The 15,232-nt window shown below is 57.4% G+C and carries 10 protein-coding genes and 3 pseudogenes; 5 read left to right on the top strand and 8 right to left on the bottom strand.

The genetic code is table 11. From position 1 onward, the window contains the following. Positions 1 to 53: 53 nt before the first annotated feature. The 4 genes and pseudogenes from JCM13583_RS13630 to JCM13583_RS11870 form a co-directional block, all read right to left on the bottom strand. A complete protein-coding gene (locus JCM13583_RS13630) occupies positions 54 to 218 on the bottom strand; it encodes a hypothetical protein (protein WP_171823369.1) in 165 nt (54 codons plus the stop codon). A gap of 832 nt (positions 219 to 1,050) precedes the next feature. Continuing rightward, the gene (locus JCM13583_RS02460; protein ID WP_171823368.1) at positions 1,051 to 1,851 is read right to left on the bottom strand and encodes a thermopsin family protease; all 801 of its coding nucleotides are present in this window, start codon (positions 1,849 to 1,851) and stop codon (positions 1,051 to 1,053) included. 29 nt (positions 1,852 to 1,880) lie between these two features. Then, entirely contained in the window at positions 1,881 to 2,360 is a 480-nt protein-coding gene (locus tag JCM13583_RS02455) for a thermopsin family protease (RefSeq protein WP_075056569.1), read from the bottom strand. A gap of 330 nt (positions 2,361 to 2,690) precedes the next feature. Continuing rightward, positions 2,691 to 4,195 (bottom strand): annotated as a pseudogene (locus JCM13583_RS11870) (MFS transporter). A 299-nt stretch (positions 4,196 to 4,494) separates the two neighbouring features. On the opposite strand from JCM13583_RS11870, the gene JCM13583_RS02435 reads away from it, so the two are divergent. Together JCM13583_RS02435 and JCM13583_RS11865 are read left to right on the top strand one after the other, a co-directional pair. Then, positions 4,495 to 5,649, top strand: coding sequence for an acyl-CoA dehydrogenase family protein (locus JCM13583_RS02435; RefSeq protein WP_075056565.1), 1,155 nt, complete (start codon positions 4,495 to 4,497; stop codon positions 5,647 to 5,649). Further along, positions 5,550 to 6,464 (top strand): hypothetical protein, encoded by a 915-nt coding sequence (locus tag JCM13583_RS11865; RefSeq protein WP_162509249.1) that lies wholly within the window; start codon positions 5,550 to 5,552, stop codon positions 6,462 to 6,464. Before JCM13583_RS02435 ends, JCM13583_RS11865 begins: the two co-directional genes overlap by 100 nt. 386 nt (positions 6,465 to 6,850) lie before the next feature. Here JCM13583_RS11865 and JCM13583_RS11855 read toward each other — a convergent pair whose 3' ends face one another. Next, positions 6,851 to 7,468, bottom strand: a complete 618-nt coding sequence (locus JCM13583_RS11855; protein ID WP_162509247.1) for an MFS transporter — start codon at positions 7,466 to 7,468, stop codon at positions 6,851 to 6,853. A 114-nt stretch (positions 7,469 to 7,582) separates the two neighbouring features. Further along, positions 7,583 to 8,190 (bottom strand): annotated as a pseudogene (locus tag JCM13583_RS02420) (DUF998 domain-containing protein). Positions 8,191 to 8,491: 301 nt separating this feature from the next. Between JCM13583_RS02420 and JCM13583_RS02415 the strand changes: the two are divergent. The 3 genes from JCM13583_RS02415 (at position 8,492) to JCM13583_RS02405 (ending at position 11,500) form a co-directional block, all read left to right on the top strand. Then, on the top strand, positions 8,492 to 8,941 hold the full coding sequence (locus tag JCM13583_RS02415; protein ID WP_075056564.1) for a hypothetical protein: 450 nt from the start codon (positions 8,492 to 8,494) through the stop codon (positions 8,939 to 8,941). A gap of 266 nt (positions 8,942 to 9,207) precedes the next feature. Continuing rightward, the gene (locus tag JCM13583_RS02410; RefSeq protein WP_075056563.1) at positions 9,208 to 10,293 is read left to right on the top strand and encodes an alkaline phosphatase family protein; all 1,086 of its coding nucleotides are present in this window, start codon (positions 9,208 to 9,210) and stop codon (positions 10,291 to 10,293) included. A gap of 46 nt (positions 10,294 to 10,339) precedes the next feature. Continuing rightward, a complete protein-coding gene (locus JCM13583_RS02405) occupies positions 10,340 to 11,500 on the top strand; it encodes a DNA modification methylase (RefSeq protein WP_075056562.1) in 1,161 nt (386 codons plus the stop codon). Here JCM13583_RS02405 and JCM13583_RS02400 read toward each other — a convergent pair. After that, positions 11,491 to 12,039 (bottom strand): hypothetical protein, encoded by a 549-nt coding sequence (locus JCM13583_RS02400; RefSeq protein WP_075056561.1) that lies wholly within the window; start codon positions 12,037 to 12,039, stop codon positions 11,491 to 11,493. The genes JCM13583_RS02405 and JCM13583_RS02400 overlap by 10 nt on opposite strands. A 536-nt stretch (positions 12,040 to 12,575) precedes the next feature. Further along, positions 12,576 to 14,052 (bottom strand): annotated as a pseudogene (locus JCM13583_RS02395) (glycoside hydrolase family 1 protein). Between the last annotated feature and the right edge of the window lie 1,180 nt (positions 14,053 to 15,232).

The raw sequence follows: 15,232 nt of genomic DNA, 5'->3' as shown, positions 1-15,232 counted from the left end.
CCTGTAACTCTCGTAGAGCCTGCCGCTCTTGTACAGGTATATCTCGAAGTCGCTTATGGACGGCCTGAAGGAGTAAGGTCTTTACGCCTTGAGACGTACCCACCGATCTCCCTGTAGCACACCCAGTACTCATGCGGAAGGACTTCCCTGCCTGCAAGGCACGTGAAGAACTTCTCCCCCACCTCCTCCATGCCGATCCTCCCGCCGGCCGTCTCCACCCATGCCTCCAAGGCAAGCGCAGGTAGGCGTTAATCCTCACCATCTCCCCCCCTTCAGTGTGGGGGCCCGAGCACGGAATCCGGCCTGGATGTTTCGAAACGTATGACGGGCTCCATTGCCAGCATGATGCGTTGATAGTGCATGTTCTTTAATAAACCCAACCGGCCGGGTACCTTATTGGTGCACCTACGGAGGTGGGGGCCTCACCTCCTCCTGATCACTGCGGCTGCCACCACGACCGCAACAAGGATCAGGATCACGAGGCCAAACGTCAGGAGGCCGTTTGACACCTTCTCGAACTTTATCTGCAGTGTCACGTTGGAACCGTCCACCCTCAGGGTGCTGTTGTATTCTGCCCTGTACCCGGGAGGAGCCTGTACCAGGACACTGTATGTCCCGTTCGGCATGAGTATGCTGAGGGCCGTGCTGGACGTTTCGACCGTATAGTTTCCGACCACGATCTTCCACACCTGCCCTGAGAGGCCCGTCTCCTCCACCGTCACGGTGTTGAGTGTGCTGTAGAACGTTATGTAAAGGGAAATGCCCTTCCCGTCCACATAAAACGTGCCCATGTCCGGGTATGGCAGATAGGTGGTGTTGCTCCAGTGTACAGTGAAGTTATAGGTGCCGTTGGGCAGTTCGAACACTATGGTCCTGTTCGATGTGCTGACGCTCATGTTGCCTATGGTTACCGACCACTTTGCGCCGGCAGGCAGGCCGCTCTCCATGAAATCGACCCTGTAGGTGAGGAGCGTGAAGTTCACATACAGCACGGTGTTGGACCCGTTGACAAAGAACGTGCCGGTGGAGTTCACAGGTAAGTAGGTGTTCTCAAGCGATATGACGGTATAGTTGTAGGTTCCATTGGAGAGCTGCACGGAGAGGTTCTGCGCGTCTCCCTTCAGCACTGTGCCTGTGTCCAGCCTGACCTCCCACCCGTAACCCTGTGGGAGGCCGTGTTCTGTGAACGTGACGGTGTAGAGCTTCCCGGCGTCCAGGTGCCTGTAATGGCCGGCCTTCAGAGTCACGTTCTGCTGGAATACCACCTGGCCCCCCCTGTCCAGCAGCCTGACCTCGTACGTGCCGGGGGGCCAGTGTCAGGTTGGCTGACCAGCCACTGAAGGCATACCCGGTGTTGTTGACCTCAACGTACCCAGAGTAGAAGCCGGTGGAGATGTTGAGGAAGCTGACCTCGTTGCTCGTGTATATGGTTCCAAGGGCGTCACCGGTGGAGCTGTTCTTCACAAGGGCGAACAGCGACCCGTTCTGCGGGTAGTAGTAGGCACTGTCCGTGGCGTTCCACAGGGTCTCTGCAGTGTTAGAGCCGAAGTTGTATGCGTTCGCTATCTCCTGGAAGTTGTGGCCGTTGTAGTAGAGGAGCGAGAGGTAGACATTCGAATCCATATCCTGAGTGCCCGTCCCGTTCCCCGGCCCGCCGAGTATGAGCTCCGCATCGTAGAACGTGTATCCTGTGGGCTCGTACTGGAAGCCGTTCACCTCGAACACGGGCTTTCCGGAGACGTTGGTTGCGAAGGTGAATGTAACGGTGTCGAAGGCCACCCACCCGTACCCGTCATTGTAATAGAAGGTGACCTCGGGGGGGTCCCTGCCTGGCTGCGTGGCGTTGACCATGAGGTCGAGGGTTGCAGGGTACCTCAGGTCTATTCCGTTGCCGGGGGGAGCGTGTTGTTGGGCGCGTAGTAATAGTAATCGATACTCTTTCCCGCAGGCGCCACTGTGCCGTTGCCTGAGACCGTTGAGTTGTACATGCTCGCGCCTGGAGAACTCATGTTCCATATGTTGTCTATGAAGAACACCTGGCCATTTGTGGTGTTCAGGAACGCAACGTCCTGTACCCAGTACACATACTGCACTCCGGAATCGTTGAAGACCAGGTTGACATTCAGTTGTATGGACATGTCGCTGGCGGTGCTGTTTAGCGAGCCGTTATAGGTTCGCAGCGAACCTATGCTAACAGTGCCTAGAAAGGAACTGGTCCTGTACTCGTAAGGGGGGGTGCCACCTGGGCCTATGCCGTAGTCCGCTATGCCCACAGGGGGGGCCGGTTCGGCCTGGTAGGAGCTGAACGGGTTGACCTGCATGCCCTTCCCCCGGGAAAACGCCGCCCTGTACCTGGGCATGAGGGTGTGAGAGCGGGATCAGGGTTAGGATGAGGAGCATCACAAGGATTAGCGTGAGGGACCTCAGCATGCTTGAGCATCCCTGGATGGCTTAAAAGTTTCTCCCCCCCTCACACCGTTTCGGGCACGAACACATGATCGCAGGGCCCTTGCAGGTCGTGATGCCCCCCCTCCACCATGTTCCGTAGACCCCCCCGGTGCTCTGATACTGGCACTCAGGGGGGGATGGGGCCGGATCGCTCCAGGCGCGTATCACACGCAGCTGGGTGTAACATCAAGGGAAACAGAATCCTGCGGGATGCCATGTCAGGCATATAGTCCAGCATTCTGTTAATCCTGGCGGCCCGGGGGGTAATGGTTTGGGACCCTGGAAATTCCAGCATCACTTCTTACCCGCAGACTCGGTCGGTAGTCCTGCCTGGCCCTCCCGTTCCCGCCTGAGAAGGACGCAATCGCCGCTCCCACGAGTATAACCAGGCTCGCTATCAGGGCGGCGTGTATCCCCCCCACCATGAACTTTGACGACACGCCCCCCAACCAGCTTCGTGACCCCCCCCAGGAAGACCTCGAATGCCACGTACCTGGGTACCGACAGTGCGGCTATGGATATGGCTATGACGTAGCTCATGAGAGTGCCTATGTTCGTCAGTGTCCTCAGGAGGCCAGATATTGAGCCGTAGAGGTTCCTAGGGGGGGCCCGCCATGACTGCGCTGTTGTTAGAGGGCCAGAACATTGCACCTCCGATCCCTGTAACAATCGAGCCCAGGACAACAATGTATATCGATGTGCTGACCCCCATCTGCAGGTAGACGAGGACGCCCACTGCCATGAGTGCTATGCCGGTGCCAGCGATGAGCCTGGGTCCGACCCTGTCGGAGAGGCGCCCCCATCCTGGGTGCGAGCAGGCTCGACACGACGTAGCCAGGGACAAGGAGGAGTGAGGCGTCCAGGGGGGGGTCATGCCCCCTGATGCCCTGTAGGTACATTATGATGAGGAAGAGCACTGAGAGGAATCCCACAGCCTGCAGCGTTGCGGCCGTCAGGGACAGGGAGAGAAGCTTTTCCCTGAAGGCGGACATCGAGATCACGGGGGGGTCCCTGACCCTCCTCTCGATGAGCACGAATGGCACAAGGAGGACGAGGCCGACCAGGACCATGGCTATGTAGGAGGCCTTCACGCCGTTGCCTGCGATCTCCACCGCACCGTATGATATGAGGGAGAGCAGCAGCACGAGGAGCACAGTGCCCGCATAGTCGATCTTTGTCTCTGTCCTCCTGTTGTCCCTTATGTACTTGAGGCCTAAAGCGAACCCTATGAGGCCCACTGGCACGTTGATGTAGAATATGTACCGCCAGCCTATGAACGTGGTGATTATGCCGCCCAAGACAATCCCGAGGACACCGCCTATGTTCCAGCCCATGGAGGTTATGCCGAAGGCCCTGCCCCTCTGGCTCGGCTCGAAGTAGTCAGCTACTATGGCGCTGCTGTTCCCCCTGGATCAGGACGGCGCCCAGGCCCTGGAAGGCCCTGGCCGCTATGAGGAACCTGGCATCGGGTGCGGCGCCAGACGCAGCGGAGCCGGCTATGAAGAGCAGGAAGCCTATGTTGAATGCCCTCCCCCTGCCGAATATGTCCCCGAGCCTCCCCCAGCTGTGTTGTCAGCGCCGCGAGGACCAGTAGGTATATCAGTATGACCCAGATTGTGTCAAGGAAGGGTGCCTTGAGCGATTCTGTGATCGTCGGCAGTGCCAGTATAACAATGGTGGTGTCTATGGCCGACATGAGCATGCCTATCATCACGCTTGCCAGAATCAGGTTCCTGTGTTCACTCATCTCTTCTACCCTGGAATCGGTGCATTCCAGCGGGGGGGTCGGAGCACCCCAGCGCCCCTAAAGAAGGAGCGGGGGGGTCGTATTTACTTCTATTTCTTAAGCCTTTAGGTGGTACCCCGCTCTCCCGCCAAGGCAGGAAACCAGCCGGTCCGAGTGGTACCGTGGCCTGCAGGTGACCTCATTTCCATGCCACCTCCGGGGGGGACGGAATATGGCATAGGCAGCCACGGGAGCATTCCTTTATACCTGGGGGGGTCACTGTGAAACCATTATTAACGCTTTCCAACATGCATTCCCCCATGAGACTCGACTTCTCCAGCGTTTTCCTGTCAAAGGGGGGGATCAACTACTTCAGTGAGGACAGGCCCCTCAGGACATTCCTGGAGTACACAGGCTTCAGGGAAAGGTCTGGCACGCTCTCGGGCCTCGGCCTCTATGTGTCAGAGGAGCTCATGGAGGAGGCCATGTTCCTTGACCACTTCGGCCGCCCGAAGCTGGTCAGCTACGGCATTGATGACAGGAGGCTCGATGCGGTCTGGCTCTCCCGATCTCACTGGGACATACTGCGCCGCCTCCACGGGATGGGCGTGAACTCCTCAATATACAGGGAAAGAGACCTGATGACGCACTTCCTCTCCGCCTACCTGGTCTCCGATGCGGGCCTGTTCTGCACTCTCACCCTCACGGGCCAGACGCTCTACGCTCTCATGAAATACGGCAGCGGCGCCCTTGATAGGTACGTTGAGAGGTTCGCTGGCCCTGACATGTGGCTTGGGGGGGCCACGTTCTACACCGAGATACAGGCAGGCAGTGACCTGGCGAACACTAGAACGGAGGCCGTTCCAGACGGTGAGAGGTTCAGGCTGCACGGTGGTAACAAGTACTTCGCCAGCAACGCGGGACTTGCGGACGGCGCCATAGTGACGGCGAGGGTCAGGGGGGGCTCGCCTCCAGGCATCAGATCCGTATGCACCTTCTTCGTACCGGCAAGGAGGGACGACGGCACCCCCCCCAACTACGAGGTCAGGAGGCTGAAGGACAAACTCGGCACGGTACTTGTGCCAACTGGTGAAGTCATCCTGGAGGGTTCAGAGGCCTATCTTCTCGGGAAGCAGGGGGACGGGATATACCAGGCCCTTGAGATCCTTACGATGTCCAGGATAGACGATGCCATGGCCGCTGTGGGCATGGCGAGGAAGGCACTGTGGGAGCTTGCCTCTACGCATCCGCGAGGAGCGCCTTCGGCAGGCCCGTTGTGGAGCATCCCCCTGGCCCAGCGGGACCTCATTGAACTCGAATCTGACCTTGAGGCGGCCACGGTACTTTCCCTCGTCGCTGCGGACAGGTTCTCCAGGTGCATAGACGAGAGGCCACCTTACACGCCGCTGTACCAATACGCAAGGGCCTGTCGCACCTGGCCAAGAACCTGGCCGCCTGGACGTCCGACAGGGTGACGAGGTACGCCATGGAGCTCATGGGCGGCAGGGGGGGATTCCTCTCGGAGTATGTGGTGGAGAAGCTGCACAGGGACGCCATAGTAACGTCGATATGGGAGGGCACCAGCAACATACAGGCCCTGGACTTCATGGAGGTGCTGCCCAGGGTCAGGGAGGCCATCCAGGAGGAGGTGGAGAGGGTCAGGGACGCCTCTGACAGGGCGGTTTCGGGCAACCTAAAGGTCGCGCTGGACTCGGTCATGGACACCCTGTACGGAGCGCAGGAGTCCGGCACTCTACAGTACTACCAGAAGCAGATAGCCGATGGCTTCGCCAGGCTCATGGCACTGACCTATCTCTACGATGCATATACCGACACGGGGGGAAAGGCTGGTCAGGATGGCAGCCGACCTTTACTACAGGAGGAACTTCACCGAGGTGCACGGCAACCTGGACTTCTCACAGTACACCGACCTGTACGGCTGGATGCTGCTGGGAAGGAAGGGGGGGTGAGGCCATCAGCCCCCCCTGAGCACCTCCTCCCTGAGGCCCTTGCCCCCCGTGGTCTCCCTGATCAGGAAGACAAGCGGCATCACAGCCACGAATGCTATGGCGGTGTACGCAATGCCATGGCCGAAGCCCACGGCCAGGGTTATTATGCCTATGAGGAACTCGAAGCCAGCAGCGAAGTACCTGCCGAGTGTAGTCACTGCGCCGAAGCCGCTGCTCCTTGCCTCGGTGGGGGTAGAGTTCAGGCAGCCAGAGGGAGAAGACGGAGAAATCGGCCCCCCCTCCGAAGCCCAGCAGCACAAGGAGGGCGAACATGTCCGTGAGGCTGTGCAGGTAGTAGACTATTCCGTAGATCACGTAGACAGACACGGCCATGCAGGCAAGGAAAACGATAAGAGTTATCCTCCTGCCCACCCTCTCTGCCATCAGCGGCATGAGGATGCAGCCAACGATTGTGAGGGTTGAAGTGACAGCACCTCCAAGCGCCGAGAGCCTCAGGAACTGCGTCTTCGCTATTCCGTCTATGGCAGCCATCTTCTCTATCGCCGTGGGCACATATACAGTGCCGCTCCAGAGGCCCAGGATGACCGCTACCATGACCACGGAGGAGACCACGGTGACCCTCAGGTACTCCCTGCTGAATATGGACCTAAACGCCTTCCAGGAGCTTATGTTCCCGCCCATCCTCTCCCTGGCCCTCTCCCACCTCTCAGGCTCCTTTGTTGTGTACCTTATGTACATTATGAAGGCCACCGGTATTACGCCGAGGATGAGCATGCCCCCTGAAGCCGATGATGGACTGCAGGAACAGCGCTGCCAGGGCAGCGAAGAAGTAGCCGAAGTAGTAGCCGGAGTGGAATAGGCCGGCACCGAACACCCTCCTGTCCTCTGGGAAGATCTCAGCAACGCTGGTCCCACCGACAAACCACTCCGCGCCGATACCGAGGCCCGTGATGAACCTGAAAGCCATAAACTCGTAGGCGTTAGTTGAGAGTCCGCTGAGCACAGAACCCACTCCGTAGAGTGCTATGCTGATGGCCAGGACCCTGAACCTACCGTATCTGTCACCTAGTGGCCCGAAAATGAATGCGGTACCCCACCCGATGAGGAACACTGAGAAGAAGGCCGCGAGGAAGAAGCTCTCGTACTTCAGGGGGGGGATGTGCGATGCCGGAAGAAGGTACTGCGTCGCGGGAAGCGCAACGAAGGCATACACCGATGCTGTGAAACCGTCGAGGAGCCAGCCTCCCCCCCAGGAGGCGAAGAATGCTCCCCAGGCAACGCCCCCCCTCCATGAGGAGCGCACATGAGTGCCTGTGACTGTCATTGTTAGGAAAGTACCTTAACATATTAAAATAATTTCACTTCACCCCCCCAGAAGTCATAAGTTATAGTTCGACACACGGCGGTGTCCATTGAATTGATGCATGGCAGAGGTAATCTAAGTTTGTGCCCCCCCTTCTTCACTCCTGTGCCTCCACATGTCCGTGAGGTAGAGAGAAACGATGAGCTCGATCACGAGTATCCCGAATATCTCGCCCTCTGCCACGGACTGCCACCTGACGGTCGCGTATATGATCCATGCCAGGACGGTTGTTATGAGCATACCAGCCCCCAAGGGCCTCCTCCTGAGCGCCAGTGATAGGGACACGGGCACGAACGCTATGGACGCCAGGATGAAGTACCAGATCGATACGAAGTCATGCGGGTACGTGCCTCATGGTATATGCCTATGAGGGCCAGGAACAGGGCAGATATCACGAAGAATGAAAGGCCCACCGTCTCCAGCTTGTCCCGGGACATGCTTATGCATATGCCAGCGAAGGCCACTATGATCACTGCCGTGACCATGAGGCCCGCGTTGTAGACCCACGGATCGGTGGGCGCAGGGTGTCCGTTTGCCGTGAGGTTCCCACCGCCCAGGTCGCTGAGGGCATTAGCGGTCACGGAGAACCAGGGGGGGTTCAGGTGCATGGAGGTGAGGATGAAGGCCCACACCGTCACCATGGCGGCCACGCCGCTGATGGTGGCGGCCCTGAGGGAGTCCATGGATGAATCAGTGAGAGGCGGTTAAAATATTTCGCCCCCCTATGTTTTCCCCGGGAACCCAGGGCACTCAGGCCGGGCTATCTTCCGCTACTGCCATGGTGAGCGGGCAACCACTGGCTTGCCACACTGAACCGCAGGGGGGGGAGAGAGGAGATCTTCTCGAACAGGTACTGGAGGAGCGTGGCACATGATTTAAGGCGGCGGGCGCTCGCTCTCACCGATATACATGGGGGGGGAGGTGGTCTGAACGATCAACCTGGCTTCAGCGATTCCTGTTCTCCACAGTCCCGGCGGAGCGTCCGTGCCCTGGCCGACCCTCATCCTGGTCCTCGTTACTGTATCTGTCATGTCCTTCATCATCATGTATGCACTGTTGGGGCATTCCGGCCCGCCGGAATGCCTGCAGAGGCCCAGGGACGTATCCATTCCGGAATCTGAACTCTCAGAACTCGCCTCCTGGGTCAGGGCCAACGCGTCCAGGGTCACCGTGGACACCTACGAGCTCTATGAGGCACGGGCCGGGAGGTACAGGGCCACGCTTTACATTGACTGGGAGGACTTCAACAGCGGTCCGGAGTTCCAGGATATACCCGTCCTCTGCTCCTGCGAGGTATACGTTTACAGGGGGGGGATGCGCCTGGTCTACTCTGCCTACTTGACAGGTCCATCAGGCAGCAGGACCTCGACCTGCCCACCTACCTCACCCTGTACAGCGAGGTGTCCTCCAGGATGCCTGTCTGCACGCTCATGAAAGTGAACCTGGCCGAGATTTTGGAGGACCTCAGGAGGGGGGGAGTCGGCGTCTCAGGGGGGGAGGCTGTTCCGCATGTGTGAGTGCCCGTGGGCCATAATATTGCTCTTAGCGGTCGAGGCGGCTCTGCAGTGAGAGAGTGGCGCCGATATGTACATGGCGTCAGTCCATCAGCACCGACCCTGAGGCCTTTCGGGCCCGGGCTGCATGCGCTTTCCGGAGGGCGCCATTGCAATCCTTTTATCCGATGGGCAGATAACCACAGCGTGTCTTTCGTATACCCGGACTACAGGTCAAGGTCAATATACACGCTCGCCAATTCAATAGCGAGGAAGCTCAGGATCGATGCCGACGTGAGCACCAGGGTGCTGGGCGAGGTGGAGGACACGGACCTGCCCCTCTCGCTCGTACTGGTGGACGGCCTCGGCTGGGAGATGTGCGAGGCCTATGGCCTGGACATATCCAGCGCGGAGAGGTTCACGACAGTGTTCCCATCCACCACTTCGAACGTGCTCGCCACCCTGTTCTCCGCCAGGTACCCGTCGGAGCACGGCATCATAGGTTATACGCTCTACTCCAAGCGACTCGGTGTCGTGGTCAATACCCTTGAGTACACAGCGGCACAGGGCTTCGGCAGGGACATGCTGGCCAAGGTGGAGCCAATGGCTTCAATGTTCTACTTCCGCAGCACCGTGAAGAGCGCCTGCGACATGGGCAAGAGGGTCCTGATAATCCAGCCGTCCAACATATGGCAGTCGGAATACTCGAGGATGCTCTATGGAACCGCGGAAATACAGACATACAAGACCGTGTTCGACGCGTTCCAGGTCTACAGGAACGCACTGGAGAAGGGCTATGACTTCGTGCACCTCTACATACCTTACGTGGACCAGATGGCGCACGCATACGGGCCCTCATCTGATCCGACGGTGGAATCTGCAAGGTACATATTCAGCAGGGTGCTGTCTGTATTCGAACAGTTCAGGGGGGGGAGGTGGAGGTTCCTGCTCACCGCTGACCACGGGCACATAGAGCTGAGCGAGAGGGTCGTAATGAACGACAACCAGGACCTGATGGGCCTCCTGAACTGCCCGCCGTACGGCGACCCCAGGGCTGTGATGATTAGGGGGGGCGGCCAGGACGCAGCCCGCTACTTCGAGGAGAGGTACGGCAACATGCAGGTGTTCGCGAAGAACAGCGAGGAGCTGAAGGGCCTGATGGGGCCGTCGAAGGGGCCCAGGTTGGACGACGTCATGCCGGACTTCATAGCGGTGCCCACGGACAATAGGGGCTACTTCTACAACTTCAGGAACAGCAACCCGCCAACCATGGTCGGGTCACACAGCGGCTGAGCGCATCGGAGATGTACATCCCGCTGCTCATCCTCTGAGCCCTGCTATGCAGTCAGACGCAAGTGACGTCACCGGCTCCTTCTGGACCAACAGGCAGAGGCAGGCGTCTAGCCTCCACGAGGTGCCCTACAGGGCCTGCTTCAAGCCCCCCCAGCTACCGAAGTTCTTCATAGAACGGTATTCCAGCCCGGGAGACACGGTGTTCGATCCATTCTCTGGTCGCGGCACAACAGCGGTGGAGGCCGCCCTCCTCCTGAGGACACCTATCTCGAATGACACAAACCCACTTTCCGAAATTCTGACAAGGCCCAGGCTTGAACCACCTGGCCTCGATGAGGTGGCCCGGCGCCTGTCATCCATCACGGTTGATTACGGTGCACGTGCAGGCATCGACCTCTCCATGTTCTACCACCCCCCCAGGACCGAGGCGGAGGTCGTTTCGCTCAGGGATTACCTGATGGAGAGGAGGGAATCCGGAAAGGAGGACAGGGTCGACAGGTGGATAAGGATGGTGGCCACCACCAGGCTCACGGGGGGGCACTCCAGTGGCTTCTTCTCCGTCTACTCCCTCCCACCGAACCAGGCCGCATCGCCGGAGGAGCAGGAGAGGATAAACAGGAGGCTGGGGGGGCAGGAGCCGGAGTACAGGGATGTCAAGAAGATAGTCCTGAGGAAGAGTGCATCGCTCCTCAGGGACGTCAGCCCTGAAGTCCTGGAGAGGCTCTCCGCAGTCTCAGGCAAGGCGAGGTTCACGTCGGACGACAGCAGGGACCTCGTATCGGTCGGAGACGGCACTGTGGACCTCACGGTCACTTCGCCGCCCTTCATCAACCTCGTCGACTACGCAAAGGACAACTGGATGAGGCTCTGGTTCAACTGCATAGACGCAGGTGAGGTGAAGGGGGGGCGCATAACTGTGCTCTCAGACCTTGGCTCCTGGAAGTCCTTCATTTCCGCAACAATGAGGGAACTGTTCCGCATCACGAAACCTGGCGGTTACGTGGCCTTCGAGGTCGGAGAGACCAGGAAGGCCGACCTAAAGGAGATCGTGAGGGAATGCGGCACAGAGGCCGGCCTGGAACACGTTGTGACATACATAAACGTGCAGAGGTTCACCAAGACCTCCCACATATGGGGTGTTGAGAACAACAGGCTTGGCACGAACACGAACAGGATCGTGCTCTTCAGGAGGCCGGCTCACTCCTGATCGAACTCCCTGATCTTCAGGAAGTTCCTCGCAATGTATATGTCGGTACTCCTGTCCCCGGGGGGGCTGTTCTGTATCACGTAGGTGCTGTCAACCCTCTCCTTCGGCACCGTGTTTCCGGACGGCCTCATGAAGAGGGCCCTGTACCTTCCCGTGCTCTCATACCTCAGCGTACCTGTATTCACAAGAATGCTCTTGACCTCCACATCCATCATCTTCCTCACGGCATCGGCCTGCAGCTCCCCGTTCTCCCTCTCTATCTCATCCCTGTCCGGCCTCAGGCCTATGAACGGGCGCATGAACTCCGCAAGATCATCCGGCCGGTCGTTTCCACGGAGCACCTGCTCGACCACGCCCATTGCACCGCAGTCCGTGTGCGTTATTATCGTAACGCTCTCAACTCCCTCCAGCGATCCCAGTGTGTCTTTAAGGGTGGCAACGTTGGCCCCGGCGTTGCGGACAAAGACCGTCTGTCCGGAGGCCATGCCCTGCAGGTACCTGTTCAGCCGCCTGTCCATACACGAGATGATGAGGTGCATTACATACGGATGGTAGTACTTGATAAATCGTTTCCTTCTTCATTTGCCCGAAGATCGGAAAGCAGTCTTGGCACGGGTCAGTTTATCTATCAAGCAACTGCATGCTCCAGCTTAATGGTGCACTCCCAACATCAAATTGAGTGATCTTCCGGGCACTATGCAGTCAAGGAATAGGCCCTTCCCGAATTTCCGCAGCCATTTGCCACTCGCTGTCACAGGTGCTGCTGGATTTCCCGCGCCATCTGCGCCTGTTAAGCATGGCCTTCAGTTCATAGAGGCGCCTTCTGGCCCTAACTGTCTGCAAGGTCTCTAAAGGCTGTGTGAAAATAGTCCGGGAACAACTATTAATGCCCACGGACATGAAAGGGCCACTCACTTAAGATGGTTCAGGCATGCCTTGACTACAGGAGTAGTTGATGGACAACAGACTCTTGCCGGGACATGTATTCGGCCTCGATTTCCAGGTCTTTATGTCGCAGGATAATCAGTTCGTGGTTCCCTCAAGGATTATCATTAACTGGGTTTACACACAGTGATCACTCCTGTACCATCCACTCTAACTCCTCAGGCACACAACGTGCCCTGGCAATCTCCTTGAATACCAAGCGCTTGGCCTGGTCTGAACCTTCTTTGTCCTGAGGTCGACGCCGTACAGACCGAACTTCATGGAGAAGCCTGACGCCCACTCATAGTTGTCGAGGAGGGACCAGTGGAGGTAGCCGCGCACATCCATGCCCTTCTCAATAGCTCTCTCCACATACTTCATGTGCGAAACAAGGTATCCCGGTCTCAACCGGTCTGATGCATCGGCTATGCCGTTCTCCGTGACTATCATTGGCAACCCATAACGTTCCCAGTAGGACGAAAGGACATTCAGAAGCCTTCCGGGTATACCTCCCAGCCAGAGTCACTGACCTCTCTGCCTCCTTTGCTCCTCATACCCGCTGTGGCTGAGTAACCGTATCCGCCCAGCACCCTGTAGCCCTGGCCACTTTTTCTCACCACGGACCTTGAGTAGTAGTTCACCCCCGATCCAGTCCAGCTTATCTGCAAGATCCTCCCTGTACCCTGCACTCTTCTCCCTGAACGATCTGCCTGTGAGAGGGCCTCCACCCACTTCATCTCGCCTGTGCGGAGCGGGTCGACAAAGGAATACCTCTCGCTGTGGGTCGCCACCTCAGCAGCCTCATGGTCTTCGTCGCTGAACGCCTGTATATCTCCATTGGCCATTATCAGGCCGACTGGCTTCCCTGTTGCTTCCTTCATCGCATCATAGGCCCTGGCAATTGCCTCTATCTCATGCTTTTTCGCGAGAAGTCCGCCCTCAGGGCTGGGAAAACCTGGGGGGGAACCCTGCCTTGGGGGGGTTGAAGTACCCGGCACCGCAGACCACATTGGCTCATTCATTATCGAGAACATGTCCGCCAGGTCCTCGAACTTCCATGCAATGTACTTCGCGTACTTCACGAACTCCACAACAGTGTCATGGTTTAGCCAGCCGTTCCTCTTGTTTCTGAGCCCAGAATCCCTGCTCTCTATGGGGTCGTGCAGGTATATGGGTATGGGCCAGTGGTACGCATTTATTATGAGCTTCATTCCCCTTTCCCTTACATCCGAGAATATTTTCCTGTAGTGCTCAACAGCCCTCATGTTAGCGAGCCTATCGAGGTGCTCCAGTGCACGGTCATCGACGTCCACCGAAACTAGGTCGTGCCCGTCGTAGTCCACGGTTACCTTCACACCCGCCGTGCTCTCCGGGAATATCCGGCTCCATTCAATTCCCAAACGGGCTGTGTCCATTCCAGTCTCCACTGCTAGGTTGTGGTACCTCTCGTAGAGGTCCCAGTAGCCTATCCCGTTCTCTGGAAGGTCGCCAGATACTATGCCTGTGCCTATGTTCACCGGGTCGTGGACCCAGGCCCACCAGTCCGAGTTCCTGTCCTCTTCCGAGATGCCCATCTCCGACTGGAAGCCTGCAAGAGAGTAGCCCAACATAAAGCCCTTAGGAAGCATCTCTCGACATCGCCCCTTATTTTCCCTAAATGAGAGCAGGCGATAGCCTATTGATTAATCTTTGCGGAGAGCCCCGAGTGTACGGGCAGATGCAGGCGACCAAGACGCAGAAATTCAGGGAACCAGTTGTTCCGACACACCTGACCTGTTGAGGTTGGCAATTCCACAAACAGGTTGTTCTAAGAAGTATCGAAGAATCATAATAGTTTGTTATACACACATTGAACTGCTTTCCCTCCAAGGAAGATCATTACCCGCAAACTACACGCTCAACAGAGTGGCGTGCCTTGATTGGTGCCCGTGGGCCCTTCACCAGAAATGGATCAGGCTCTGTCTCCGTTCAATAAGAGATCTTTTGATTTGGCTTTCCGCCTATGAATTACCTCTGCGCCACTGACACCTACCTGAGACAGGGCAATAGATACATGATTGCTGGTAGAGGGCCCGCCTCTTTAAGTTCGGTGGGCCTGAACTGTTTCTCACAGGTAATCCGCCCAGGTTAGGTGTGTGCGGCTTCCAGGTGAGGATCCTGCATACCCTTCTGCCCAGTACAGTATAGGGGGGTTTCAGGGCCCGTGTTCAGTTCATGTATGGCGTTAAAACCCAGTTAATCTCCCATGTGCCTCTGATGGCGTGCACTTAACTGCTGGATCTGTAATGGTGGGGTGCTGGCCCTTCAACAGTGGATATTTTCCAGAAAGGGGGGGCACCATTCAACTCAATTTGCCGGAGTAAGTTTCTCAACATCAGGTGGATCCAGGGCTACACCGGAGGTGCACCGACAACATCGGTAAATATCCAGCAAGCCTCGGGAACCTGAAATCCCTTCAATTTTTCTCGCACTGCATCCAGAAGCAGGTGTTCCGTACCCCATCATCACTGTGGCCCTGTACATTAAGGCTATATCGATGTTAAGTTGGGGGGGCCGCCCAGAACCGGTTGTGTTTGTGGAGTGACTTTGAATGTATACTGGCAGGGAAACGTAGGTCCGGCATAAAGATGGATTATGCGGTCTTTGGGGGGGCACGCCGGTATACTTTCAGAGGATCCTGGAAACACCTCAGGTCTGGATCCCGCCACGTGTAAGAATTTCACTTAAAATATCTTTCGGTGAACAATTTTACATAAGATATAAGTACTCGATCTGCACTTACCCTACTATGAACAGTAGTAAGACAAG

The sequence above is a fragment of the Thermogymnomonas acidicola JCM 13583 genome (assembly GCF_001316105.1).
GTDB lineage: Archaea > Thermoplasmatota > Thermoplasmata > Thermoplasmatales > Thermoplasmataceae > Thermogymnomonas > Thermogymnomonas acidicola.
This window is presented reverse-complemented; position numbering and strand designations above follow the sequence as displayed.

Excerpts from the sequence above, each read along its gene's own strand:
- JCM13583_RS02460 (WP_171823368.1), bottom strand. The coding sequence starts at position 1,851 with ATGGTCAACGCCACGCAGCCAGGCAGGGACCCCCCCGAGGTCACCTTC.
- JCM13583_RS02455 (WP_075056569.1), bottom strand. The coding sequence starts at position 2,360 with ATGCCCAGGTACAGGGCGGCGTTTTCCCGGGGGAAGGGCATGCAGGTC.
- JCM13583_RS02435 (WP_075056565.1), top strand. The coding sequence starts at position 4,495 with ATGAGACTCGACTTCTCCAGCGTTTTCCTGTCAAAGGGGGGGATCAAC.
- JCM13583_RS11855 (WP_162509247.1), bottom strand. The coding sequence starts at position 7,468 with ATGACAGTCACAGGCACTCATGTGCGCTCCTCATGGAGGGGGGGCGTT.
- JCM13583_RS02405 (WP_075056562.1), top strand. The coding sequence starts at position 10,340 with ATGCAGTCAGACGCAAGTGACGTCACCGGCTCCTTCTGGACCAACAGG.
- JCM13583_RS02400 (WP_075056561.1), bottom strand. The coding sequence starts at position 12,039 with ATGCACCTCATCATCTCGTGTATGGACAGGCGGCTGAACAGGTACCTG.